General features: G+C 44.3%; 23 protein-coding genes and 1 pseudogene. 19 read left to right on the top strand and 5 right to left on the bottom strand.

Going from position 1 to position 26,397, the window contains the following annotated elements:
- Positions 1-217 precede the first annotated feature (217 nt).
- The 8 genes from QF049_RS07780 to QF049_RS07745 all read left to right on the top strand — a co-directional run bounded on the left by QF049_RS07780 (position 218) and on the right by QF049_RS07745 (position 8,723).
- Positions 218-532 (top strand): ArsR/SmtB family transcription factor, encoded by a 315-nt coding sequence (locus tag QF049_RS07780; protein ID WP_124114836.1) that lies wholly within the window; start codon positions 218-220, stop codon positions 530-532.
- Positions 529-2,997 (top strand): FAD-dependent oxidoreductase, encoded by a 2,469-nt coding sequence (locus QF049_RS07775; RefSeq protein WP_307536273.1) that lies wholly within the window; start codon positions 529-531, stop codon positions 2,995-2,997. The genes QF049_RS07780 and QF049_RS07775 overlap by 4 nt, the downstream gene beginning before the upstream one ends.
- 143 nt (positions 2,998-3,140) lie before the next feature.
- Positions 3,141-3,467: an ArsR/SmtB family transcription factor gene (locus tag QF049_RS07770; protein WP_124114838.1), complete on the top strand. Its 327-nt coding sequence runs from the start codon at positions 3,141-3,143 to the stop codon at positions 3,465-3,467.
- A gap of 72 nt (positions 3,468-3,539) precedes the next feature.
- On the top strand, positions 3,540-4,835 hold the full coding sequence (locus QF049_RS07765; RefSeq protein WP_307536269.1) for an arsenic transporter: 1,296 nt from the start codon (positions 3,540-3,542) through the stop codon (positions 4,833-4,835).
- A 24-nt stretch (positions 4,836-4,859) separates the two neighbouring features.
- A complete protein-coding gene (arsC, locus tag QF049_RS07760; RefSeq protein ID WP_094939782.1) occupies positions 4,860-5,279 on the top strand; it encodes an arsenate reductase (thioredoxin) in 420 nt (139 codons plus the stop codon).
- Between the two features lie 253 nt (positions 5,280-5,532).
- Positions 5,533-6,351 (top strand): MerR family transcriptional regulator, encoded by an 819-nt coding sequence (locus tag QF049_RS07755; RefSeq protein ID WP_307543137.1) that lies wholly within the window; start codon positions 5,533-5,535, stop codon positions 6,349-6,351.
- 24 nt (positions 6,352-6,375) lie between these two features.
- Entirely contained in the window at positions 6,376-7,548 is a 1,173-nt protein-coding gene (locus QF049_RS07750; RefSeq protein WP_307536266.1) for an MFS transporter, read from the top strand.
- 206 nt (positions 7,549-7,754) lie between these two features.
- Positions 7,755-8,723, top strand: a complete 969-nt coding sequence (locus QF049_RS07745; RefSeq protein WP_307536264.1) for an ROK family protein — start codon at positions 7,755-7,757, stop codon at positions 8,721-8,723.
- 195 nt (positions 8,724-8,918) lie between these two features.
- On the opposite strand, the gene QF049_RS07740 is transcribed toward QF049_RS07745, so the two are convergent.
- A complete protein-coding gene (locus QF049_RS07740) occupies positions 8,919-9,728 on the bottom strand; it encodes a helix-turn-helix transcriptional regulator (protein ID WP_307536261.1) in 810 nt (269 codons plus the stop codon).
- A 134-nt stretch (positions 9,729-9,862) separates the two neighbouring features.
- Between QF049_RS07740 and QF049_RS07735 the strand changes: the two genes are divergently transcribed.
- Complete coding sequence (locus tag QF049_RS07735) at positions 9,863-11,284, top strand: family 43 glycosylhydrolase (protein WP_307536259.1); 1,422 nt, start codon at positions 9,863-9,865, stop codon at positions 11,282-11,284.
- Positions 11,285-11,406: 122 nt separating this feature from the next.
- Here the strand turns inward: QF049_RS07735 and QF049_RS07730 are convergent, their stop codons facing one another.
- Positions 11,407-12,321, bottom strand: coding sequence for a helix-turn-helix domain-containing protein (locus QF049_RS07730; RefSeq protein WP_307536257.1), 915 nt, complete (start codon positions 12,319-12,321; stop codon positions 11,407-11,409).
- 217 nt (positions 12,322-12,538) lie between these two features.
- Between QF049_RS07730 and QF049_RS07725 the strand changes: the two genes are divergently transcribed.
- The 4 genes from QF049_RS07725 (at position 12,539) to QF049_RS07710 (ending at position 18,568) form a co-directional block, all read left to right on the top strand.
- The gene (locus QF049_RS07725; protein WP_307536255.1) at positions 12,539-13,414 is read left to right on the top strand and encodes a fumarylacetoacetate hydrolase family protein; all 876 of its coding nucleotides are present in this window, start codon (positions 12,539-12,541) and stop codon (positions 13,412-13,414) included.
- 21 nt (positions 13,415-13,435) lie between these two features.
- The gene (gene gucD, locus QF049_RS07720; RefSeq protein WP_307536252.1) at positions 13,436-14,902 is read left to right on the top strand and encodes an alpha-ketoglutaric semialdehyde dehydrogenase GucD; all 1,467 of its coding nucleotides are present in this window, start codon (positions 13,436-13,438) and stop codon (positions 14,900-14,902) included.
- 16 nt (positions 14,903-14,918) lie between these two features.
- The gene (locus QF049_RS07715) at positions 14,919-16,895 is read left to right on the top strand and encodes a YjhG/YagF family D-xylonate dehydratase (RefSeq protein WP_307536250.1); all 1,977 of its coding nucleotides are present in this window, start codon (positions 14,919-14,921) and stop codon (positions 16,893-16,895) included.
- Positions 16,896-16,957: 62 nt separating this feature from the next.
- Positions 16,958-18,568, top strand: a complete 1,611-nt coding sequence (locus QF049_RS07710; protein ID WP_307536248.1) for a glycoside hydrolase family 43 protein — start codon at positions 16,958-16,960, stop codon at positions 18,566-18,568.
- A gap of 188 nt (positions 18,569-18,756) precedes the next feature.
- On the opposite strand, the gene QF049_RS07705 is transcribed toward QF049_RS07710, so the two are convergent.
- The gene (locus QF049_RS07705) at positions 18,757-19,113 is read right to left on the bottom strand and encodes a DUF3221 domain-containing protein (RefSeq protein WP_124114847.1); all 357 of its coding nucleotides are present in this window, start codon (positions 19,111-19,113) and stop codon (positions 18,757-18,759) included.
- A gap of 177 nt (positions 19,114-19,290) precedes the next feature.
- Between QF049_RS07705 and QF049_RS07700 the strand changes: the two genes are divergently transcribed.
- Positions 19,291-19,590, top strand: coding sequence for an immunity 53 family protein (locus tag QF049_RS07700; RefSeq protein ID WP_307536245.1), 300 nt, complete (start codon positions 19,291-19,293; stop codon positions 19,588-19,590).
- A gap of 80 nt (positions 19,591-19,670) precedes the next feature.
- On the top strand, positions 19,671-20,405 hold the full coding sequence (locus tag QF049_RS07695) for a hypothetical protein (protein ID WP_307536244.1): 735 nt from the start codon (positions 19,671-19,673) through the stop codon (positions 20,403-20,405).
- Between the two features lie 805 nt (positions 20,406-21,210).
- On the opposite strand, the gene QF049_RS07685 is transcribed toward QF049_RS07695, so the two are convergent.
- Complete coding sequence (locus tag QF049_RS07685) at positions 21,211-21,825, bottom strand: TetR/AcrR family transcriptional regulator (protein ID WP_307536242.1); 615 nt, start codon at positions 21,823-21,825, stop codon at positions 21,211-21,213.
- 176 nt (positions 21,826-22,001) lie between these two features.
- Between QF049_RS07685 and QF049_RS07680 the strand changes: the two genes are divergently transcribed.
- From QF049_RS07680 to QF049_RS07665, 4 genes and pseudogenes are all read left to right on the top strand, one after another.
- Positions 22,002-22,739, top strand: a complete 738-nt coding sequence (locus QF049_RS07680; protein ID WP_076210575.1) for an SDR family NAD(P)-dependent oxidoreductase — start codon at positions 22,002-22,004, stop codon at positions 22,737-22,739.
- 193 nt (positions 22,740-22,932) lie between these two features.
- On the top strand, positions 22,933-23,889 hold the full coding sequence (locus QF049_RS07675) for an IS30 family transposase (protein WP_307536240.1): 957 nt from the start codon (positions 22,933-22,935) through the stop codon (positions 23,887-23,889).
- Between the two features lie 125 nt (positions 23,890-24,014).
- A complete protein-coding gene (locus QF049_RS07670) occupies positions 24,015-25,037 on the top strand; it encodes a phosphotransferase enzyme family protein (RefSeq protein WP_307536238.1) in 1,023 nt (340 codons plus the stop codon).
- Positions 25,038-25,118: 81 nt separating this feature from the next.
- Positions 25,119-25,376, top strand: a pseudogene (locus tag QF049_RS07665) (IS30 family transposase); the annotation flags it as partial.
- 63 nt (positions 25,377-25,439) lie between these two features.
- Here QF049_RS07665 and QF049_RS07660 read toward each other — a convergent pair.
- Positions 25,440-26,312, bottom strand: a complete 873-nt coding sequence (locus QF049_RS07660; RefSeq protein WP_076210573.1) for an AraC family transcriptional regulator — start codon at positions 26,310-26,312, stop codon at positions 25,440-25,442.
- Between the last annotated feature and the right edge of the window lie 85 nt (positions 26,313-26,397).

The raw sequence follows: 26,397 nt of genomic DNA, 5'->3' as shown, positions 1-26,397 counted from the left end.
TTAAATCGCTATTTATAAAGACCAGATACAGCATGATTGCCTGTCAAATATCGCTTTTAGCGGTTTTGGCAGGCATTTTTATCATCCACCTGGAACAAGCCGGAACCGTAGGGTTGAGAGGGTATGTGACTTATTAAACGCATTCAGTCCAGAATACGTTTGACATGCGAATCAATAAATCGTATTATTACGATATAACGATTTAGGAGGAATACTTTTGAACACTCCCGCTTTTGACAGCAATAACATTAAGCAGTTCGATGAACCTGCTAATCTGCTGAAAGCTTTATCTCACCCCATTCGTTTATGCATTGTGCGGGGACTGATGATGAAAAAAAAATGTAATGTTTCTTATATGCAGGAATGTCTGGATCTTCCCCAATCTACAGTGTCACAACATCTCCAAAAGCTTCGTAGTGCAGGTATTGTTGCTACAGAGCGCAATGGTCTTGAAGTGAACTACGTGCTTGCTGATCCACGGGTTGAACAGATTATAAATACTTTATTTGAAAAGGATGATTGTGAATCATGAGTAAAAAAGTACTGATTGTTGGCGGGGTAGCTGGAGGTGCATCTTCAGCTGCACGTCTTCGCCGTCTGGATGAACATGCCGAAATTATTATCTTTGAGAAGGGGCCTTATATCTCATTTGCCAATTGTGGCTTACCTTATTATATAGGTGGCTCAATCGATGATCGAGAGCGTCTGCTGGTGCAAACGCCAAAAGGGATGGCAGATCGTTTTCGTATCGATGTGCGCACAAGAAGTGAGGTTGTAGCTATCGATTCGCAGAAGCGAGTGGTTCAGATACAGTCACAGGAGCGCGGTGCATATGAAGAAAGCTATGACGAGTTGATATTGTCACCAGGTGCAAAACCGATCATTCCCGATCTGCCAGGTAAGGATAATCCACTAATTTATACCGTACGTAATATTCCCGATATTGATCGGATCAAAGACCAGGTAAGTTCTTCTAACAACAAGTCTGCGATCGTCATAGGTGGTGGATTTATAGGTGTGGAAATGGCTGAGAATTTAAAGGAAGCTGGTCTGGATGTAACATTGGTTGAGGGGAACGCACAAGTACTCACACCATATGATCCCGAGTTAGCAGCCGCATTAGCACAGGAAATGGAGAATCACGGTGTGAACCTGCTGTTTTCCAAACGTGTTCAGGGATTCCATTCCCTGGAGCAGGGCATAGGGGTTGAACTTGCGGATGGTCATACGCTAACAGCTGACATGGTTATTCTTGCGATAGGTGTAACGCCGGACACCTATTTCTTGAAAAATAGCGGCGTTTCGCTAGGTGCACGTGGACATATTATCGTAAATGAAGCCTTAGAAAGTAGTGTGCCACATATATATGCTGTTGGGGATGCCATCGAAGTAACGGAAACCATTCATGGTACGAAGGCAACGATTCCACTTGCCGGACCTGCCAACAAACAAGGCCGGATTGTTGCTGACCGTATCGCAGGGCTTCATTCTACCTATAAAGGAACACAAGGTACGTCCATTATCAAAGTATTTGGAATGACCGCAGCCACAACAGGCAGTAATGAAAAAACACTACAGCGTCTCGGCGTGGAATATCAAACCGTTATCGTACACCCTGCTTCTCATGCATCGTATTATCCGGGTTCAAGCGCAATTACTCTTAAACTGCTGTTTACTCCGGAAGGTAAAATTTTGGGCGCACAAGCAGTCGGTTATGATGGAGTGGATAAACGAATTGATGATATTGCTGTAGCCATTCATTTCGGAGGACATGTCCGGGATTTGACAGAGCTTGAACTGAGTTACGCGCCACCATATTCTTCTGCCAAAGATCCCGTGAATATGGCTGGATATGCAGCAGAGAATATGATCACTGGACGTGTTCAGACGTTCACCTATAATCAACTGGCTGATCGTCAGCCGGGGCAGTCGATACTTCTGGATGTTCGCAGTGAAATTGAGCATCAAAATGGTCATATTCCGGATTCACTCTCTATTCCAGTTGATGAGCTTCGTGAGCGGTTAGATGAATTAGACCGATCCAAAGAAATTTGGCTATACTGTCAAGTCGGCTTACGTGGTTATACAGCTTCGCAAATTTTGCGTCAGCATGGTTTTAGTGTAAAAAACTTGAGTGGTGGTTATAAAACATACCGTCAAGCCCAGTTTAAACCTGCTCCATTTACTGCTGCAAAACAAGATTATCATGATCCTGCGGTGGACGTTAAGGAAAAGGAGTCTATTCCCACTCCCTCAACACAGCCGCAGCGTATTGATCATGAGTTGAACGTATGCGGATTAAGTTGTCCTGGTCCGCTAATTCAGGTTAAGCAAAAAATGGATCAACTCTCTAACGGAGAAACCCTTCGCGTGAAAGCTTCGGATCCAGGCTTCTATGAAGATGTTAAAGCATGGGCCACGATGTCAGGTTCCACCATCTTGCAGTTGGAAAGAATGAAGGGCGGTACGATTGAGTCTGTCCTTGTTAAAAATACAGCACAACCCGTGTCGGATTCCCCCATCAGCGATCCTGCCAGCACAATGGTTGTCTTCAGTGGCGATCTGGATAAAGCGATTGCCTCACTCATTATTGCAAATGGGGCCGCAGCCAGTGGACGGAAAGTAACTCTATTTTTCACATTTTGGGGATTGAGTATTATTCGTAAGCCGCAACCGCAAAAGTTATCCAAAACCATGATCGGCCGTATGTTTGATATGATGTTACCTCGCGGCAGCCAGAAGCTTGGCATGTCCAAAATGAATATGCTCGGAGCAGGCCCGAAAATAATCCGTGGTTTGATGAAAAAACATCATGTGCCTTCGTTGGAAGAATTGATAGAGAGTGTAATTGCACAAGGAGCAGAGATTGTTGCCTGCCAAATGTCCATGGATTTAATGGGAATTCAGCGTGAAGAATTAATAGACCAAGTTAAAATTGGTGGTGTAGGTTACTATCTTGGACAAGCATCACAAGCAAATCATAATCTGTTTATTTAAAAATTTATCACAAACTCAAAAAAGCGTTGATTCGAATTCGAACCAACGCTTTTTTGGACTTAATCATCAAGTAAACATTGACTTCATTTTTTTGATATTATAATATAAGCATACACTTATATGTGATTGAAGGAGGAAGTGCTATGGATTCTATGCAAGAGGTAGCGGATAAGCTTAAATTGCTCGGTGATAAAACACGCCTTACGATCCTTACACTCCTCAAAGAACGTGAATGGTGCGTGTGTGAATTTGTAGAGATTTTAGACATGTCACAACCTGGAATTAGTCAACATTTGCGCAAACTGAAGGATCAAGGCTTGGTTAAAGAAAGTAAGCGTGGTCAGTGGGTATACTACTCTTTAAATGTAGAGAATACACCCTATATTTCATCTGTCCTGGAATTGATGCCGGATACAGCAACTATTCTTAAATCGTTAAATAAAGAAAACTTTACATCAGTATGTAATTAATTTTGATCAATATATAAGCATATCATTATATACCAATGTAAATTAAGATGAACTGAAAGGGGGTGTATCGTTTTGTTTTCTACGCTGTTAGCCTGCATCATCTTTTTGATTACACTTGTACTCGTTATTTGGCAGCCTAAAAACCTGTCCATTGGTTGGTCTGCTTGCGGCGGAGCAATCCTTGCTTTACTTGTGGGTGTGGTCAATTTGGAAGATGTATGGGATGTAACACGAATCGTATGGAACGCCACGCTTGCTTTTGTCGCAATCATTCTGATCTCATTAATTCTGGATCGTATTGGTTTTTTTGAATGGGCTGCCTTACATATGGCCAAAGCCGCTCATGGCAATGGTGTACGTATGTTTATTTATGTCTCCATCCTTGGTGCAGTGGTTTCTGCTTTCTTTGCCAATGATGGAGGTGCACTGATTCTGACACCGATTGTTTTAGCCATGGTACGTGCACTGAATTTCGATGAGAAGAGAGTATTTCCATTTATTATCGCCAGTGGATTTATTGCGGATACAACTTCCTTGCCATTGGTTGTAAGTAACCTGGTCAACATAGTGTCTGCCGATTTCTTTGGTATTACGTTTATGGAGTACGCAGGAAGGATGTTTGTTCCAAATCTATTCTCACTGGCGGCGAGTATAGGTGTACTGTATCTCTTTTTCCGCAAGAGTATTCCCAAACGATTTGATGCCAGTGAATTGAAACCTCCGATAACTGCCATTAAGGATATGAAGATGTTTCGGTTGTCGTGGGTGGTGTTAGCGGTTCTTCTCATTGGATACTTTACCAGTGAATTTATCGGAATTCCCGTATCTCTTGTGGCAGGTATTGTCGCGATATTCTTCCTGATCATGGCTTCCCGCAGTTCAGCTGTACCAGCAACATTGGTTGTCAAAGAAGCGCCGTGGGCCATCGTATTTTTCTCCATCGGCATGTATGTCGTGGTTTATGGTCTACGTAACGTAGGTTTGACCGATCTGTTGGCCGTAGTCATTCAGGCTGTGGCTGATCAAGGATTGTTTGCTGCAACAATGGGTATGGGCTTTATCGCGGCAATCATCTCATCCCTAATGAACAATATGCCTACCGTGTTGATTGATGCGCTTGCCATTGATGCAACCACAGCTACAGGGACTATTCGGGAGGCGCTTATCTATGCCAATATTATTGGCTCGGACTTAGGTCCCAAGATTACCCCGATTGGTTCACTTGCGACCCTGCTTTGGCTTCATGTACTTAGCACCAAAGGTGTCAAAATCTCATGGGGCACTTACTTCAAGACGGGTATCATAATCACCATTCCGACTCTGTTTATTACGCTAGTGGGTCTGTATCTGTGGTTAAGCATTCTATAATTAAAAAAACGAGGAGACGATGACATGAGTAAAAAAACACTGTACTTCCTGTGCACAGGCAACTCTTGCCGGAGCCAAATGGCCGAAGGCTGGGCCAAGAAATATCTGAGTGAGGACTGGAATATCTATAGTGCAGGAATCGAGGCACACGGTCTGAATCCAAAAGCAGTGGAAGCCATGAAAGAAGTTGACCTGGATATTTCTACTCAAACTTCCGATATCATTGATTCAGAGTTGTTGAACAATGCTGATTTCGTAGTCACGTTGTGTGGGGATGCCGCAGATAAATGTCCAATGACGCCTCCACATGTGAAGCGAGAACACTGGGGATTTGATGATCCTGCCAAAGCGCAAGGTACAGATGAAGAGAAATGGGCGGTGTTCCAAAGAGTTCGAGACCAGATCGGGGAACGTATTAAAACATTTGCTGAAACCGGAAAATAATACAAACCTGCCTGAGCAGGATAATTGAATGAATACCGAGAGGATGCCACGATAAGTGGCATTTTTTTTGTTCAAAAAAAATGAACGTTTCATTCAGAAACGGTTCTTTGACTTACCTATAACACCAACATAGAGTTGACAAGGAGGGGGGGGTTCATTTTAGCTATCCAAATGAGAAGCATATACCCCCTTGACTTTCCCCTATACGGGAAACTATATACTCGCATTATGTTAATAGATTGGAGATGATATGTTGTTCAAAATCAGTGCGTTTTCCAGGCTAAGTAGGGTCTCATTAAAAACACTGCGTTATTATGACCAGATTGGCATACTTAAGCCGAGAAAGGTAGATCACGATACGGGTTACCGTTACTATTCCGCAGATCAGCTCCTCGAGCTCAACCGAATCTTCATTTATAAAGAATTGGGCTTCACGTTGCCACAAATCACACAGCTGTTACAGGAACATATTACATTGGAGAATATTCAAGGCATGTTTAAGCTAAAAAGAAGCGAAATTCAGCAGATTATTAACACGGAACAAGCCAAACTTGTCCGGATTGAGGAACGCATGCAGCTTATAGAGGAAGAGGGGCACGTCGAAACTGGGCAAGAAATCCGAATCAAAGAGGAAGGTGCTCGGCAGTTTCTTTTTCAGACAGGGTGCGGGAGGGAAGAGGAGATTCCGAGTTTATTTCGTCAGTTTGATCAGTCATTAACAAAAGAAATGCGCCAACTGATCAACGGACCTCAGGTTGTTTTGTGGAAAGAAATCGCAGGACAAGAGGAAGAGTTCGAGTTTGAAATAGGTTACTTCTTAACTTGTGAGTTGCGATCACCTCCCGACCCATTTCAACTGCGGACTCTTCCTGCTGAGCCCATGATGGCCACCATAGCTTATCGTTCCAATGCCACCTTTGCCTGCAAAGCCTGTGTTCATTTAGCTACATGGATTGAGAATAATAACTATCAGATCAAGGAGAACGGAGCTGGTAGGGAATTATATTTACCCTTATCTCAAGAACAAGATGTACAGTTTATAGAAATACAAATTCCAATACTAAATAGATAACTGAAGAAGACGGAGTGGATTAAAGTGAAAAATAAATGGATTATCTATATCTTGGCATTGGCTGTTTTTCTGATCGGAACCCTTGAATACATTATTACAGGAGTCATAGAAATGATCGCCTCAGACTTGAGCGTATCTACTTCCGAAGTGGGTTTACTGGTGACTGTATTCGCTCTGGCAGCGGCCATTATCGCTCCGATTCTCATTGCAATTACAATAAATATGGATCGCAAGAAGTTGCTGTTGTTTGCCCTCAGTGTGTTTATTGCCAGCAACGGACTTATGCTTGTTGACCTTTCTTACGAAACTTTACTATGGGTGCGAATTATTCAAGGGGCTAGCGGAGGAGTGGCTACCGTAGTAGCAATGGCCGTGTCGACACGACTGGTTGAAAAAGAAAAAAGGGGCAATGCCATCGGCATCATTTTGATGGGGCTAAGCAGTTCGCTAGTACTCGGTGTCCCTCTAGGCACATTTTTTAGTGAAATGTTTGGATGGAGAGTTCTATTTGTTTTAATCGGTTTGTTAAGTGTTCTTCCATTACTTATTATCTACAAAAAGGTTCCGGCAATCAAAGAGGAAGAAAAAATCACCCTCAGAATGCAGCTCTCCATTTTAAAAAATCCACTCATTCTGACTGCCTTGCTTATTACGTTATTGTATATCGGCGGCTATTCGACACTGTTCACGTATATTACGCCTTTCTTGCAAGCTACATCGACTCTTACCATGACCGAGATAAGCGGTGTTCTGTTTCTCGCGGGAATTTGCAGCTTTGTCGGATCAAAAGTTGGTGGACAATTGGCAGATGCAAAGGGATCAAAGTTTACAATTTGTCTAGGCCTTCTGTTACAAGGCGTAACTCTTCTTTTGTTTGCTCTAGCTGGAGTTAATCTTGTGATGTTAATCTTGGTTTTAATGATTTTTATGTTGGCAACGTGGAGCATATCTCCGGCCCAGCAACTATATCTGGTTACACTGGCACCTCGTAATCCCGACATTGCCCTTAGCGTAAATACGTCATTTATCCATTTTGGTTTTGCGCTGGGTTCTGGATTAGGTGGGCTTGTGATCAGTCGTACATCTGTCCTGTATTTAAATTGGTTGGGTTTTGGAGCTGTAGGAATTGCTTTACTTCTTGCCATACTGCTATTTAAGAAATCGAGAAGCAGGACTGGAACGACAGATCCAGTGTAATTTCAGTAATGTTAATTCTTGCTTCTAAAGTACTTGGCTTTGTTGAGATGCAATCATCCGTTATATGTAAAATAAAAAAGATCTCTTCAGCATTCACTGCAAAAGAGATCTTTTTGGTGTATAACAAAGTTATAATGAGAATCGCATTACATCATCATGGCAGAATAGAGCATGAGATATCAAAATAAATAAGAGCGGAGATTATTATGCGAGAATACATCATCGGAATTGACCTGGGTGGAACCAATATTAAGTCCGCCATTTTCAACCTGGAGTTTCAAAAAATTCACGAAAGATCTGACCCTACAGAAGCGGCAAAGGGACCATCTCATGTATTAAACCGAATGGTAGGCATTATTCAAGAGATGCTGACGTATGAGGGAATCCAGCCAGAATCTATTCTATGCATGGGTATGGGCATTCCTGGATTATTAGATCCTGAGCAGGGGCTCTCTCTATTTTCACCTAATTTTCCAGACTGGGAAAACATTCATGTCGTGAATCATATGAAAAATCATTTTGAATTCCCTGCTTATATCGACAATGATGTTCGGGTAAATCTCTATGGTGAATGGCTGTTCGGTGCAGGCAGCGGATATAAAAACCTGATATTGATAACGTTAGGCACTGGTCTTGGATCTGGTATTGTCAATGACGGAAAGGTTATTTACGGTACTACTTCGAGTGCGGGTGAAATCGGTCATATGAATATGTACCGAGAGGGGCGCCCATGTCGTTGTGGAAGCTCGGGCTGTCTGGGAAGATACGTGTCCTCAATAGGAATGGTCAGAACCCTTACAGACAAGCTTGAGGAAGGGCGCTCAAGCATGATTTTGAAGTGGGTGGAAGGGAATTTGACGGCAATTACTGCCCGTATGATCTCGGAAGCATACGATCTTGGAGATTCACTTGCTGTTGAGGTTATGCATGAGACCGGAGAGATTCTTGGATTTGGTCTTTCCAATGTAATTAATCTATTCAATCCGGAAGTGATTATCGTTGGTGGAGGAATGTCGGCAGCGGGTGATCGCTTGCTGAATACAGTACGAGACACGGTTAAAAATCATGCATTGCATCTCTCATCAGGTGTTTGTCATATCGTACAAGCAAAGTTAGGTGGGCAAGCAGGAATGATCGGCGCAGCTGCATATGCAAAAAATAAGTTTCCATTATAAGGTATCACAATATGATAATTGATCAATTATGCTTGAGAATATGTCATTGCATCATACAGTCTAAAACCTTAACTTAAATGACAGCAGAGAACGCTAACAACCTCGATGACGTTTATACCGGTTGGATGGCTAAGTTATGTATAAACACCCATTCGACAGCGTGGGAATTTTCCCATTGATCTACGTACATCCCGCTTAAAAGTGAGATTTATCTCCCAACTCTGTTATGTCAGCCGCGACACCTTCAGGTCGTTTATGAAACTGTTTAGGCGAGGAACCGGTCATTTGTTTGAACTGCCTGCAAAAATGCTCGACATTACGGTAACCGCATCGATCAGCAATCTCTGCAACCGTATACAGATGATGTCTGAGATATTCTTTGGCCAAACGTATTCGGCTATGAATAACATCCTCCATACACGAGAGGCCAAACGATTTCTTGTACATCAACTGCAGGTACCCCGGACTGACGTTTATGATCTTCGCCATTTCTGATATTGTCCACGGATGACTGGGATGGTTATGAATTGCCGTTCGAAGCTTCAACAGAGGATAGTGCTGAGGACTAATATCCTCTTGGACACAAGACTCAAGCAATTTATTGAACAAGGTTCGCAGCAGGCAATTGATGGACGATTCCCGGTAATCGTTCTGAAAAGAATGCTCTGCAACAAGCAGTTGGAACAGCTTATGACAGTATTCCGGATCATCCAGCGGGAAAGGTGTGCCTGACGGAAGGGAGGTATCGGTTACAAACGGTTCATCACTTTCAAAACGAATCCAATCATTAATATAGCGCTCTGAACAAGCCCGATAATATATTTTTTGATAAGGTTTGAAAAGCACAGCACAATGAGCCGGGTATTCCTTGAGTTGTCCATCAACCCAGAACTGTGCAGGGGTCTGTGTAATAACCAATAGCCAGGCGTCATGCCCTTCAGGGATATCAAAAACAAAATGGTTCTGATGTACCGCGTCACATTCCACGTAAAAAATAGAGGTCATGGTTGTTCCCCTTCTCTTTAAGTTGTAGATAAGAATAGTCAATACACTTTTTAAGCTATTTTCTATTATACGAGAGTTATCTTCATTTCATAGAACAAATGTACTATTACGATTATATGAGGAGTGTAGTTGGAATGAACAAGCAGGGGTTCAACCCTTATCTTCCATCCTGGGAGTACGTACCTGATAGTGAGCCTTATGTATTCAATGAACGAGTGTATGTGTATGGTTCACATGACCGTTTTAACGGACATGCCTTCTGTCTGAACGATTATGTATGCTGGTCTGCACCCGTGAATGACCTTGGAGATTGGAGAAATGAAGGGGTAATTTACCAAAAAACAGATGACCCGCTGAATCCCAATGGACATATGTGCCTGTATGCTCCAGATGTAACAGTGGGTCCCGATGGGCGGTATTATCTGTATTATGTGCTGGATAAGGTACCCATTGTTTCGGTGGCTGTATGTGATACACCTGCCGGCAAATATGAATTCTATGGTTATGTACAATATGGCGACGGCACTCGTCTGGGTGAAAGAGAAGGGGACGAGCCCCAGTTCGATCCAGGTGTGATGACTGAAGGACAGCACACTTATCTGTATACCGGCTTCTGTGCGGCCGGAGATCAATCAAGACATGGCGCGATGGCCACGATGTTAGGTCCGGATATGCTGACGATTGTGGAAGAACCGGTATTCGTAGCACCGAGCGAACCTTATAGTCAGGGCAGTGGTTATGAGGGCCATGAATTTTTTGAAGCGCCCTCCATCCGGAAGAGAGGGGATACTTACTACCTAGTGTATTCCTCCATCGTTATGCATGAATTATGTTATGCCACCAGCCTATTCCCAAATAGAGGATTTACATATCAGGGCGTCATCGTAAGCAACTGCGATCTCCATATCGACTCCTACAAACCTGCTGACAAACCCATGTATTATGGAGGCAATAACCATGGCAGCATTGTGGAGATCAGCGGAGACTGGTATGTCTTCTATCACCGTCATACCAATGGGGATGCATTCAACCGCCAGGGCTGTATTGAGAAGATATCATTTGAAGAGGACGGCAGCATTCCTCAGGTGGAGATGACCTCCTGTGGTCCGAGCGGGAGACCGCTTGAAGGTAAAGGCGAGTACCCCGCATATATTGCATGTAATCTTTTGACCAGAGATGATCAGAAGTACACCGGAGGTTTCGGGGCAGGAGCCTGGCTGGACAGCCGCTTTCCGAAGATCACACAGGATGGTAGAGACGGTGATGAAGAAGTCGGATATATCGCCAATATGGTTGAATCCGCGACGGCAGGTTTCAAATTCTTCGATTGCCGAGGAATTCGCCAGGTCTCGATCAAGGTACGGGGATACTGTCACGGGGTATTTGAGGTCAAAACCGCATGGGACGGTCCTGTCCTGGGTACAATCCCGGTACATTTCACAAATCATTGGAAACCCTATTCAGCCGAGATAACGATTCCGGATGGTATACAGGCTTTGTATTTTACGTACAGAGGTTCAGGAAGTGCCAGCCTTGCATCATTTATTTTAGCGTAATCCTCCAAACATGATCTGAGCAATCCAGGCAAAACAAAGCAGCTGCTGGTCATTCAGTGGCTGCTTTGTTGACCGATCAGCCTCTGCGGATCAGACAATTGAGGTTTTTTATCATTAAACTTTTAGTTATCCGCATCGTTGGATTCTCCGGCTTGCTGCGAATGACTGCGAAATTCACTTGGCGCGATGCCTGTCCACCGCTTGAACTGGCGGCTGAAATGCGCATTGGTCTTATACCCCAGCATCATCGCAATATGATCTATGTTGAGGTCGGTTTGCTTTAACAAGCGCTGCGCTTCGTTCAGAAGGGTTTCCGATAGAAACTTGCGCGGAGCGATGCCGTATACCTGCCGAAAAATACGATTAACCTGTGACGGGCTAATACTCAGCGATTTGGCAATGTCCTGAATCCAGGTTCGCTCACTCTCCTGAATTTCCCCGTGAAGATGGATATATCTTACCGAATCCTCAATGTGCTCGGCAATCTGCTGGGCAATGGTTTCTTTTCTAGACAACGTAACGGATGCTTGCTGAGATAACTGGCCGACCAGGGAACCAAGCAGTTCAAACACAGCGGCATGTACCTTCATTTGTTTGGAGGAAGATAGCGAGCTAGACAAATGCTCTGTAGCCAGACCATACAAGGTAGACAGGGAAGAAGAGAGCCCCAGAGCCAAATTCGAATTTGCCGGATAATAGATGTCTTTGCAACGGTTAAGTTCTCTGCAAAAGGATGTATCGTGTATGCTGAAATGGACGGAAAAATAAGTGAACCCCTCCGGTCCGGCTCCCGTGCAAGAGTGGGTCATACCAGGCCGGATGAACAGAAGGTCGCCAACCGACTGACGGTAAGACTGCCCGTTGACAACCATGTTCATCTGCCCGTCCATCATCCAGTGGACTTCATACATTGAATGTTCGTGAGACGGATAAGTCCAGCTGGAATCTACTTTTCTTGCATGCAGCCCCAATAATTGAAAAGACATGCGAACATCGGGCAGACGACCTAAATACACAGCATCCGAAAGCTTGGTCACAACAAGCCAACCCCCTTGTACTATTCTATATTCCAAAATCCTGTCATCGGAGTATCCTCGTAAATCATCTTTAGTTCAACGGATCTAACCTCATCTTAACAGAAAAAAAATGCGTGAAAAGGGTAAATCGTCGGAGTGATTAGAACATCGTCATGAACCATAGCGGGTGCTATGGTAGTATTATCAACCCGATGGGGAAAAATGGAGGCAAGCTTGAATGAGAATTATTCGATTTCTGGACGGACAACAGAAGTGGCTGGCAGCCGTTACGGATGATGAACAAGCGTATCGTTTGCCGCAAGCAGATTTTATGACTTTGATCTATCAAGCAAGAAAGCAGGGGGTTTCCCCAGTTCAACTTATTGAAAGCGCTTTTAAACCGTTAAACAAGTTAACTGACGATTGGACTTCCTTGCATCTAATCACTCCATTGGATGCTCCGGAAGTATGGGCGGCGGGTGTGACTTATCAGCGCAGCCGGGAAGCCCGAAATTATGAAGCAACGGAAGGCAAGCTGGATGCAAAGACCTTTTACGATAAAGTTTACGATGCCGAAAGACCGGAGATCTTTTTTAAATCTACAGCAGCCCGCACCGTCGGACCCAATGAGGCTGTCACACTTCGCAGCGATTCCAATTGGCAGATCCCGGAGCCTGAGCTGGGGTTGGTGCTTGCCGCGGATGGCAGCATTGTGGGATACATCGTTGGCAATGACATGAGCTGCCGCGATATTGAAGGGGAAAACCCGCTGTATCTGCCACAAGCAAAAATGTGGCGCAATTCTTGCTCCATAGGGCCAGCCATTCGTCTGGCGGAAACGGTGCAGAATCCATATGCGTTCAACATCGTCTGCGAGATATATCGCGAAGGTGAAGTAGTTGTCAAAAGCGAGGCAAGCACAAGTGAGTTAAACCGAAAACTCGATGAGCTGGTCTCCTTTCTGGCCAGAGATAACGATCTGTTTGACGGTACGGTGTTATTGACAGGCACAAGCATCGTGCCACCTAATGATTTTACACTTGCACCCGGGGACCGCATTGAAATATCCATTAGCGATATCGGGACACTTATTAATCCAGTCATTTCAAACTAATGTACAAGGAGGATGAATGCGATGACCACATTTCAGGTAGAGCAGACATACAGCAATTACATTAACGGAGAATGGGTGAAGGCGACGTCCGGTGAAACCGAACCGAGCATCAATCCGGCGAATCGGAAGGAGGTAGTTGGCTACGTACCCACCTCCGGCGTAGAGGATCTGAACCGGGCTGTCGCAGCGGCGAAGGAAGCAGCAAAAGATTGGCGGAGGTTATCGGGTGCGGAACGCGGCAACTATCTATTTCAAGCAGCCAATGTGCTGGAACGCCGGGCCGATGAAGTTGCAGAGGCGATGACCAGGGAAATGGGCAAAACACTCCCTGAAGCCAAAGGAGAGACACTGCGCGGTGTCGCGATCTTAAGGTATTACGCCGGAGAAGGCATGCGAAAAACCGGTGATGTCATTCCATCAACGGACAGCGAAGCGCTGATGTTTACAACCCGCGTACCCCTTGGCGTTGTAGGGGTTATTGCTCCTTGGAATTTCCCGGTAGCCATTCCGATTTGGAAAACGGCTCCGGCCTTGATTTACGGCAATACGGTTGTGTTGAAGCCTGCTCAGGAAACTGCGGTCACGGCAGCTAAAGTAATGGAGTGTTTCGAAGAGGCGGGCATTCCGGCAGGCGTTCTTAATCTGGTATGCGGTAGAGGCTCAGTGATCGGATCTGCACTTGCTGAGCATCCGGATGTGGGCGGAATAACGTTCACAGGCTCCAATGAAGTGGGCAAACGTGTCGGCGGCGCAGCACTGGCACGTGGGGCCAAGTATCAACTTGAAATGGGTGGGAAAAACCCGATTATTATCGCGGCTGACGCTGACCTGGATTTGGCTGTGGAAGCCACCATCAGCGGGGGGTTGAAATCGACCGGGCAAAAATGTACGGCCACCAGCAAGGTCATTATTGAACGAAACGTATACGATGCTTTCAAAGAAAAGCTGCTCTCGCAAATCCAGGAAATCCGGTTGGGTGACGGCATGTCTTCTGGAAGCTGGATGGGTCCATGTGCAAGTGAAGGACAGCTCAATACCGTGTTGAGTTATATTCAAAAAGGCCAGGATGAAGGTGCCGTTCTGCTCGCTGGCGGAAAAAGAGGGGACGGTCCTGGACTGGAAGAGGGATTCTATGTGCAACCGACCGTATTTGAAGGGGTCGAATCCCATATGTCCATCGCCCGGGAAGAAATCTTTGGCCCGGTTCTGGCCTTGATTGCGGTAGATTCCTTGGAGGAAGCCATCGAAGCGGCTAATGATAGCGATTATGGCTTGAGTGCTTCCATCTATACACAGAACGTCGGAGCCATGTTGTCTTTCATCCGGGATATGGATGCAGGACTGGTCAGAATTAATGCAGAAACGGCCGGCGTAGAGCTGCAGGCTCCGTTCGGCGGAATGAAGATGTCAAGTTCACATTCAAGAGAACAGGGGCAAGCGGCTATCGAATTTTTCACGGCCATCAAAACGGTCTTCGTGAAGTCATAAACTGTGGGAGGCTACCATGTACGAACAGATTACGTCGATTATGGGAGAGACCGCATCCAACTGCTTTGATATCATAGCCCATGCTCCAGGGGCTGCCGGACGTCTTCCTTTAACGGATGATTTGCTGCGGAATGCTCCAAGCGGCGACTTGTTTGGCATGTCCCAGAATGTTGGAATGGGCTGGAAGCCTGGGGAATTGAACGGAAAACAATTTCTGATCTTGAGTACACAAGGTGGAATACGCAATGAAGACGGCAGCCCGGCAGCACTCGGTTACCATACGGGCCACTGGGAGGTCGGCCTGCTGATGAAGGCTGCCGCAGAAGAACTGTCAAGCCGTGGAGGAATCCCGTTTGCCGGATATGTCAGCGATCCGTGTGACGGCAGATCACAGGGGACAACCGGCATGTTTGACTCGCTTCCGTACCGGAATGATGCCGCTATGGTATTTCGCAGACTGATTCGCTCGCTGCCAACGCGTAGAGGCGTGCTTGGTGTCGCCACTTGTGACAAAGGTCTTCCAGCGATGATGCTCGCGCTTGCCGGCATGCCTCAATTGCCTGGTGTAATCGTTCCCGGTGGCGTCACACTTCCGCCTACCGATGGAGAGGACGCCGGTAAAATTCAGACCATCGGTGCACGGTATGTCAACGGGGAACTTTCTCTGGAAATGGCGTCGGATTTAGGATGCCGAGCTTGTGCTACACCGGGAGGAGGCTGTCAGTTTCTAGGTACCGCGGCTACAGCCCAGGTTGTAGCAGAGGCATTGGGTATGACAGTGCCACATGCCGCGCTTGCACCTTCCGGGCAGCCCATCTGGTTTGAAATGGCGCGCCAATCGTCACGTGCACTCATCCATATGGAGTCTCAGGGGATGAGGATGGCAGACATTGTCACGGATGCATCCATTCGCAATGCGATGACCGTTCATGCCGCGTTTGGCGGATCGACCAATCTGCTTCTTCACATACCGGCCATTGCCCATGCTGCCGGTTTAACCGTACCCACGGTACAGGACTGGATACAGGTCAACAAAAATGTTCCGAGGCTGGTTAGTGCCCTGCCAAACGGACCGATCTTTTATCCGACCATACGTGTCTTTCAGGCCGGAGGCGTACCGGAGGTCATGCTCCACCTCAGACAGCTTGGTCTGTTGGATGAGTCTGTACCAACGGTTACAGGTACTTCATTGGGTCAGGTACTGGATTGGTGGGAATCGTCGGAACGGCGTCATCTCATGCGGAAGCAGTTAAAAGAGCAGGACGGCATTGATCCGGACAGTGTCATCATGAGTGTAGAACACGCTCAGCGGCTTGGAATCTCATCGACCGTAACATTTCCAACCGGGAATATCGCTCCAGAAGGTTCTGTCATCAAATCCACCTCTATTGATCCTGCTGTGCTGGATGAGCATGGCGTATACCGTCATCGCGGCAGAGCAAAGGTGTTTACCACTGAACGTGAGGCGATCCATGCGATTAAAACCGGAGGTATTCTGGCTGGAGATGTTGTTGTGCTTCTTGGGCGAGGTCCATCGGGAACCGGAATGGAGGAGACGTACCAGCTTACATCTGCGCTTAAACATTTGCCTTTTGGCAAATACGTGTCACTGATTACGGATGCCCGGTTCTCCGGTGTTTCCACCGGAGCGTGTATTGGTCATGTTGGCCCTGAAGCGCTGGCAGGCGGACCGATTGGCAAGCTGCGGAACGGAGACCTGATTGACATCGCGGTTGATCGTAACACGCTGGAGGGCAGCATTAACTTTGTCGGAGAAGGAGATCTGGAGTTTTCGCCGGAAGAAGGTGCTCTCATCCTGGCACAAAGACCCTTTCATCCGGATATGAGGCCTGATGAAGCTTTGCCGGATGATACAAAGCTCTGGGCTGCATTGCAATCGGTCAGTGGTGGAACATGGAGAGGGAATGTATATGATGTAGAGCGTATTATAACTGCTCTGGAAGCCGGCAAAAAAGCGCTGGGCTGGTACTGATTTCTACCTTTTGTGTATCTGCTGTTGTACAGATCATCACTTTCATACCGGAGGTTTCTTCCATGAACATGACCAAGAAAATGATCACCAATCCCATCCTCCCCGGATTTCATCCAGATCCGTCCATATGCCGGGCGGGAGAAGATTATTATATCGCCACGTCCACCTTTGAATGGTTCCCTGGTGTACGGATTCATCATTCCCGGGATCTGGTTCATTGGCGGCCAATCGCTTCTCCGCTGACTCGTGTAACGCAGTTGAACATGGAGGGCAACATTAATTCTGGAGGCGTATGGGCACCCTGTCTTAGTTACAACAACGGTGTGTTTTACCTGATCTACACCGATGTCAAAAGCCGGGTAGGCGCTTTTAAAGATACCCACAATTACCTTGTGACAGCAACGGATATCGAGGGCCCTTGGTCCGATCCGGTGTATCTGAACAGCAGCGGCTTTGATCCTTCCCTGTTTCATGATGAAGACGGGCGTAAATGGCTGGTCAATATGATATGGGATCACCGTAAGGGCAAAAATCGGTTTGCAGGCATCGTTCTTCAGGAATATTCCGTCAAGGAACATAAGCTGATCGGACCGGCCATGAACATATTTAAGGGAACAGAATTAGGCCTGACCGAAGCACCCCACCTGTATAAACACAACGACTATTATTATCTCATTACGGCTGAAGGTGGAACCGGTTATGAGCATGTGGTTACCGCAGCACGTTCCCGTACGTTACAAGGCCCTTACGAGGTCGATCCTGCCAATCCGATCCTCACTTCATATGGCAGACCGGATTTAGCTCTGCAAAAGGCAGGCCACGGTAGTCTAGTCGAAACGCATACCGGCGAATGGTACATGGCTCATCTGGTCGGACGACCCGTTCATCACAAATATTGCATTCTTGGACGTGAGACCGCACTTCAGCCCTGTACGTGGAGCGAGGACGGCTGGCTGAGACTTGCGAGCGGTGACCGATATCCGGAGGTTCAGGTGCCTGCACCGATGATCCCGTCCCATCCGTTTGAGCCGATTGCTGAAATGGATGACTTTGATCACTTTGAGCTTCGGCAGGATTGGAATACACTTCGCATTCCACCCGATTCGACTTGGGTCAGCTTGACGGAACGTCCCGGTTACTTGCGCTTGCACGGCATGGAGTCGATGAGTTCAACGCACAGGCAAAGCATGATCGCACGGAGACTTCAGGCCTTGGAGTGTGAAGCCGAGACGTGTCTGGAATTTGCGCCGGACCATCCACAGCAAATGGCAGGATTGATTTTGTACTACGATACCCAGGACTATCTCTACTTACGTGTAACTTATCATGAGGATAAAGGGCTCTGCCTGGGGATCATTCAGTCCAAATACGGGGTATACGACGAACTGCTGGAGGATATTCCGCTAGAGTCGGTGAGCACGCTCCGTTTAAAGGCTGTGGTGGATCAAGATCGCGCCCGCTTTTACTATGCGATAAATAGTGATTCATCCTGGAATACAGCAGGCGAGTGGGTTGATATCACACATCTGTCCGATGAATCTCCGGAGTATATTCGGTTTACGGGAACCTACATCGGACTTTGTGTGCAGGATCTCGGCGGAACCCGAAAACATGCCGATTTTGATTACTTTATGTATAAAGAGACAAAGCATGCAGCTGCGGGAGGGGAATGAGAGGAGAGGCCTGTCAGATTTAACCGCGCGAGATTAACTTAGAACTTTTGAAACCAAAATGGTAAAAAGACCTTACGTTCGCGGAAACGTTAAGGTCTTTTTATCATTTTGCAATAGAAAAAATCGTAGCCTATATTTTGTAATGAGGAAATTATAGAAAGCTTAAAATAGTTGATATTTAGTATGTTTTAATTGATTTGTTCAATACTCACAACCGTTCTAATGGGTGGCGAGGGTTCTAGTTGGTCAAAGCCAGCAGTGATTCTTACTCTTTGGCCTATCTCAATTGTTTCATATGTTTCTCTATCGACCAAATAATACGAAGCTTCCTGGTCTTGTGCTAGTTCTATAAAATCCTCAAGATTTCCATTCTCCAGATCTTCCTTACTTATATTTTGTAGTACAAGAAATTTGTACTTGTCATTTTCATCTGTTTTAAATACTACAGTGCCCTCGAAAACTGGATAATTCTCTTTCTCATCCTTGTTAGAACAGCCCGCAAGTATAATCATACTAATGAAGATAAACAATATTATTTTTTTCATAATAACCTCCTTGATTTGAAATAAAGTTTTCCCCTTGCTTTTAAGTATACCCTACATAAAAAAAGCAAATTATTACTAAAAGGTAGTTCATACGAGAAAAGTATGAAACATGGCTTGAGGATTCCTTTAAATAATAAGTTCCTAGAGTAGAAAAAAACAAAAAAAGAGGTCACGACGATGGATAGCCTAAAATGGATTCAAAGCTGGTATTATGAAAATTGTGACGGCGATTGGGAGCATTCATACGGTGTGCGAATTGATACGGTGGATAATCCTGGTTGGTCTGTCGAAATCGATTTGACGGATACATATTTAGAAGATGTGCCATTTGATTCGATTGAAGAAGAGAGAAATGAAGAAGATTGGTTCTACTGTATCGTGAGAGATGGCGTGTTTCACAGTGCAGGGGGAGCAAAAAATTTAGAAGAGATGCTTAATTGCTTCAAAAATTGGGCTTCAAGTTTGGATAGAAGTTAATGATGCATTGACTCAGGATGAGGCCTTGATTGGCTAAATGTCTTTTAGTTTTTTTATTAATAAACCATGGAGAGGATCAGATGATGTATCTAAAAGAATTCGATTTAGATTTACCGTATATTGTAGATGATGAAAATATTGAATCTATAATGACAAAACAAAAATGTGAGTACAACGAAGCAACAAAATTAGATTATGCATTGAATTGGAAATGGAAAAGACGCTCTTTTAGTTTGGAAACCCGCTGTATTACAGCGATGTATGAACGGCTGTTGGGGAAATACAAAACGAAAGATTGTTGGAAAGTTCTAATAGAATGTGTAGAAAACATTACGGATGAACGTATTGTTAACGATTCTGGTGTGTGTTCGGTACCAATACAATTTAGTTTGAATGACTTTAGTGCAAAAAATGAGTTGGAGAAAAAAAAGACTACGCTTCGACTGCTAATGGAAGGCATAGAGAAACTGGTTCTTTGTAATAATTGGGATATTGATCCGTTTAGGGAGATAGCTTTGCAAATCGAGGAGTTAGAGTATGTAAATGAATGGACTTGGAAAAAAGACGTAAAGAGCCCTAATAAGAAGTACATTGCTAAAGTCATATGTCATCATAACGTAGAAAGTATGAATATATTCCTATCTATTTTACAACCTGATGGCACGCAAGTACTTTTAGAGAAAGTCATATCAGAACAACCAGATGAATTTGCCTATGCTGAACATCTAAGGGAGCTTACATGGGTATCTGATTTCGAAGTTGCTTTAATTAATAAAACAGGCACTGAAAAATTTTCTGTAACCCTAGAACATTAATTATTCTGCTGTTAGAACTTCAATTAAGAAGGCTTCGTCAAATAAAAAAGAAATAGTAAGGGATAATAATAATGAAAAAAGAGTTTCGGTGAAGATAGGAGATGTCTTTTCAATAAGACTTAATCAGGATCGATATTATTATGGACAAGTTGTTTCTGAACTCGAATCTTGGTCACCTGTTAGTCTTGAAATAGCAGTCTTTGCTAGGTTTGTAACTGGAGAATGGGCCCCATATTATAATGATTTAATTTATACAGGTTAGTTTATAGCTAAGTTACTCATATTTAGAGTAGATTAGGGATTATTCCTGTATTATGGCTGGCAAACTACAACCAAAAATTTTGAAGATGTAGTTACCACTTAAAGGGAAGCAACAAAAAAGTTTAATGAATACTCAAAGAGTCTCTAGTGCTATATTAGAGACTCTTTTTTATATGATCATACGTTGATAAGTTTAGACAAATATGCACAGACTTCTAAACAATTTGTTTGTAGTCAAAGGTTATGGTTTATTTGTCATTTGCGTTGTTTGAAGCCCAAACAAGTGTTTTAGATTGTGATTAATACAATGATTATCGACACTATTCATTCCACGACCAGCAAAATGACCCCAGATTGATTGTATCGGTTTAATCATGGCATTAGAAATGGAGGCATTAACAGCATTACCTATTTAGAGTTTCATAGTGCTGAAGCCGTTAAGCAATGTGCAATTTCAAGAATCAGTATTACCTTTCTTCCTGATCTTGTCACGAAGCCGAAGTTGAATGGAAACGTTGAATACATTAAATAGGTTCAGAACTGATCACGCGTCAAACTTGCCACCCACATAATGAAAAGAGTGAATATGCGTTTTGGTGAGTTCAATCACGTTTTTAATAAATGCCTCACGTGATTCACGATATCCGCTTAATATCCAATTGTTCAACAGTCCAAAAAAACCGTAAGCGGTGTAGTACTTGAAATAGTCCATGTTGACTGGGGAATTGTTGATCGTCTCAAAGACAAATTGCTCCTGATAGATTTTGAGTATGGTTTGTGGAAAGCCTGTATGTAGACCGGGTAACGTATCATCGTATTGAATCAGTTCGAAGAAGTCACGGTGTTCGTAGATATAATCCACGATTTGAAAAGATTCAGCATCAAGCTTGTTTGTTGAAACCTTTTGACCGTGCCAATAAGGTTTACCTACTGCACCCCTCAATCCTTCGAGTGTCATAGTCAACAACTCTTCGGCGAGAATATATTTATCCTGGTAGTGTAAATAAAACGTGCTGCGATTATAACCCGCCTGATCAACGATGTCTTTGACAGAAACACCATGGAATCCTTTTTTCTTAATGAGCTGAATCAGAGCGGTTTTTAGGTGCTCCTTGGTTCGATTACGATGTTGAGCTGTCACAGTAAGTTCATTATTCATTCAAAAAAACTCCTATAAATATAGACATATTTTTATGAAGTGTCTACGAGGTAGACACTTGGTCACATCTTAATGATTGGATTGTTACAATTTTAAGCATAGAATTAGTTTTGTAAACATCATATAGCACTATTTATATAGGTGCTATTCAAAATATTATACTGGGGGATTTATTCATGGGCAAACTTCAAGATAAAGTTGCAGTCATCACAGGAGGAGCATCCGGGATTGGTGCAGCGACAGCTCGCTTATTCGTTTCCGAAGGAGCTAAAGTGGTCTTGGTGGATCTGAATGAAGAAAAAGGCAAGGCGTTTGAGCAGGAACTGAAAGCGCTTAAAGCAGAGGCTCTTTTTATTAAAGCAAACATAACAAGTGAAGAAGAGGTTTCTGAGATTTTCAAACAAACCGTAGAAGCATTTGGTCAAGTGGATATCGTATTCAACAATGCGGGCATTGGACGTGTTCATCCTACACATGAGCTTGATTATGCCGAATGGCGCAATACGGTCAATGTTGATCTGGACGGCGTTTTCTTGGTCGCTCGTGAGTCGATACGCGAAATGCTGAAAATCGGCGGAGGCACAATCGTCAACACGGCATCCATGTACGGATGGGTTGGTTCGCCTGGTTCAGCAGCATACAATGCAGCTAAAGGTGGCGTTGTGAATCTGACTCGTTCCCTCGCGCTGGAGTATGCTGAGCAGAATATTCGGGTGAACTCCCTTTGCCCAGGTTTCATCGATACACCGATTATTCCGGAAGAGAGCAAACAAGCACTTTCTGCGGCAACGCCAATGAAACGTCTGGGTCAAGCAGAAGAGATGGCGAAAGCCGTTCTATTCCTAGCTAGTGACGATTCTTCATACATGACGGGAAATAGCCTGATCATAGACGGAGGATACACCGCTCAATAAGTACAGCAATTATCGAAGCACACAAAGAACATAGCTCCATTAAAAGTCGCTATTATATAGCGGCTTTTTTTATTTTATGGGACGGATTGTAATATGAAGTGCGACACCCTACTGAAATAAAAAAATGGCTCACAGCCTGATTCGTGTAGAATGAAAGTTACCACACCAGCATTCACACAAGGAGAATCAGTCCATGAGTTATTCACATCTTAGCATAATCGAACGCAGCAAGCTAGAAATCCTCCACAGACAAGGCAAAAGCTCAAGAGCTATTGCAAAAGAACTGGGGAGACATTCGTCCACGATTTGCCGCGAACTAGATCGTGCTAATTCATCGTATCCCTATCAGGCAGAACACGCTCAGAACGCTTATGAGAAGCGTCGTCAATCCTCTGTTTCTTCAGGTAAATGGTCAAGCACCTTAGCTGCTTCACTGGAGGAAAAACTGAAGGCAACGTGGTCTCCGGAACAGATCAATCAACGCTTCCGTACCGAAGGCTTGCCAGCAGTATCCTTCAAAACGATCTATCGCTGGATCTACGCAGGTCGACTGGTTCAAGGCACGTTACAGGTTCTTCGGCACAAAGGAAAGCGTCAGAAACCCGCAGAAACTCGCGGTAAATTTGCCATTGGCAGATCCATTTCGGATCGTCCCCAAGAGGTTCGTTCTCGTGAAACGTTTGGGCACTGGGAATTGGATACCGTCGTATCTAGTCGTGGGAAAAGTAAAGGATGCATAGCCACGCTCATTGAACGCAAAACCCGTCTATATACCGCCATTCTCATGCCTGATCGCACTGCTCTGTCTATGGAAATTGCGCTTGGTGTAGCCATCTCACAGTATCCCACAGGCACTTTCCTCACAGCCACGGCTGACCGGGGAAAGGAGTTTGCATGCTATGCCAATCTGGAAACAAGCCATGACCTGCACGTTTATTTTGCTGATCCATATTCGTCTTGGCAACGCGGTTCCAATGAGAATGCGAATGGATTGCTTCGAGAGTTTTTCCCGAAAGGCGCCGATCTCGCTCAAGTCGAGGATGAAGATCTTGCCAGTTCACTAGATCTAATAAACCACAGACCACGAAAATGCTTGGGTTGGAGAACCGCTCACGAATCTTTCACAGAGGAACTGTCGCACTTGGTTTGATAATCTGTCGTAAGTATAGTTTAAATTAAATTGTTTATTACATATTTTCAAGCTTTTACTATCGTTATAATAACATATAAGAGAAGTAGTTAATTTACTTCATAAAAATTGCAGGGGGATAACAAATGAATGATTTTTTTAGATTTGATACTGATGAAGAACGGCGGGCGTTATTAATCAGAGCAAGGAAAGTCGCTTTATCTGCAATTCGAAAGTATGACGTAGAATGGGATAACATCCAGTTTATTCAACTATCCGGCGATACGATCACGTATAAAATTGAAACCAGTACAGATAACAATTATTTACTTCGCATTCATTCGGACCGATTAAGCAGAGAGGAAATTCGTTCGGAACTCCTACTGTTACAAGCACTGAACAAATCGAAAGATCTAAAAGTACCAGAAGGGATGGCAAATTGTGATAGTATTTATGTATTGGACATCGAAACAGAGACAGGATATAGGCGCCCTTATATAACGATGATGCGATGGATAGAGGGTGAAAAAGTTGTAGGTGAATTTACAGATAGTCAAGCATATAATATAGGTGTATTGATGAGCAGGCTCCATGAAGCAGCAAAGGATTTCAATCCACCTTCTGATTTTGTAAGACCTACTTGGGGAGTAGAAAGTTTTAAACGTGAAATGGCTAAGTTGGAACGTTACTATGAGCGTTTTTTATCCGAAGAGGGATGGAAGCTGTATCAAGATGCAGCTGAGAAGGTTGTATCCCAACTTACCACGATGCATCCAAGTGAACATAACTATGGGCTCATTCATGCTGATTTACATACCGGTAATATGGTTTTTGAGGATAATCAACCCTATCCGATTGATTTTGGAAGATGTGGGTACGGATATTATCTCTACGATATGGCAGGCACCATATTGGAGCTTTGGCCAAAGCATCGATGGATGCTTATCCAAGGTTATGAGAGTATTAGGAAGTTGGAAACCGACTATATTCGGGATCTGGAATGTTTTTTTGTCATGTTCATGATCGAGAACTGCTGCCATCACGCCTCTGATCCAAGAGAAACAACCAGTTTAATCGATGAACAAAAGTATGCCCAAGCATACATAAGAGAATATTTAAATGGTAATCCATTTTTATTCGAAGTGATCGAGCCTGTAAATGTGGATTAATACTAACCGATACCGGGCTAAAATAATGATATCTTATGGTGATGATTTACAATAGGTCGCTGTTTAGAGTGTTTGTTCATAACATGCTATGCCAATCTGGAAACAAGCCATGACCTGCACGTTTATTTTGCTGATCCATATTCGTCTTGGCAACGCGGTTCCAATGAGAATGCGAATGGATTGCTTCGAGAGTTTTTCCCGAAAGGCACCGATCTCGCTCAAGTTGAGGATGAAGATCTTGCCAGTTCACTAGATCTAATAAACCACAGACCACGAAAATGCTTGGGCTGGAGAACCGCTCACGAATCTTTCACAGAGGAACTGTCGCACTTGGTTTGACAATCTGTCATGGGAAAAAGTATAGCTCATGAGCCAAAGACGACTAGCAAACAGCAAGTTTAGCTATTCATAATAGATGGCCTCATAAGGAAACTCCAACTTATTCAAGCGATATTCTTTGGGCGACATGGACATATATTGCCGAAAAACTTTGCCAAAATAGCTGGGACTCTCAAAACCGCATTGTTGACCAATTTGGGAAATCGGGAGTTCCGTTGTGCGGAGTAGCCGGATTGCAACCTCAATGCGTCTGTCTTTGAGATAGGCTAGCGGTGATGTTTTCTCGGATTTCTGAAATAACCTGCACAAGTAGTGTTTATTGATATCACAATGGCTGGCTAGAAGATCCAACGTCAATGGAGATGCATAATTCTCTCGGATGAACTTTTTACATTTCTCAATCGTTGTTATGGATAGGGCACCGATATCCTTCTCCGCATCCCGACTCGTCTGTACCAGGATAAGCAACCAGCGATAGACTTGCATGGACAAGCGATACTTGTCCGTAACTTTCTCTTGATGAATCAAATGGATAATTTGCCATAACTCTTGAATCAAGGGAGAGTCCGCGTTTCGTCGAATGACATGTCCCTCATTATCATGCATCATATCCCAAATTCGGTTGGCTTCATCCCCGCGAATGTTAATCCATATAAATTCCCATGGTTCGTTGTTCTCTTGTTTATAGTAATAGCAATGTTCTCCGGATATTTTAACAAGTAGGGCATGTCCCTTTGGTAAAGGAATCGTTTGATTTTCAATATCCAGATAACCCTGACCATTAAGCGTGTATTGAAAAACGACGTGTCCCGGGTCCGGTCTATCATCACTTGGACAACGATATTCCTCGCTAGAAACGATCTGCCATCCAATAGAGTCCAGTGTCATGATTGATGTATCGTCATTACGAAAAGCATAAGAAACCGTATGAACCATCGTTTCGTCTCCTTCCTAAAAAAGTCAATTATCTTATATAATACGTCACATTTTTTAGATTGTCTGTCTTTTTTTAGACCTGTAA

It is taken from the genome of Paenibacillus sp. W4I10, from assembly GCF_030816325.1.
Classification (GTDB): domain Bacteria; phylum Bacillota; class Bacilli; order Paenibacillales; family Paenibacillaceae; genus Paenibacillus; species Paenibacillus amylolyticus_B.
Note: the sequence above shows the minus strand (reverse complement) of the source record. Positions and strands in the feature narration are given on the sequence as shown.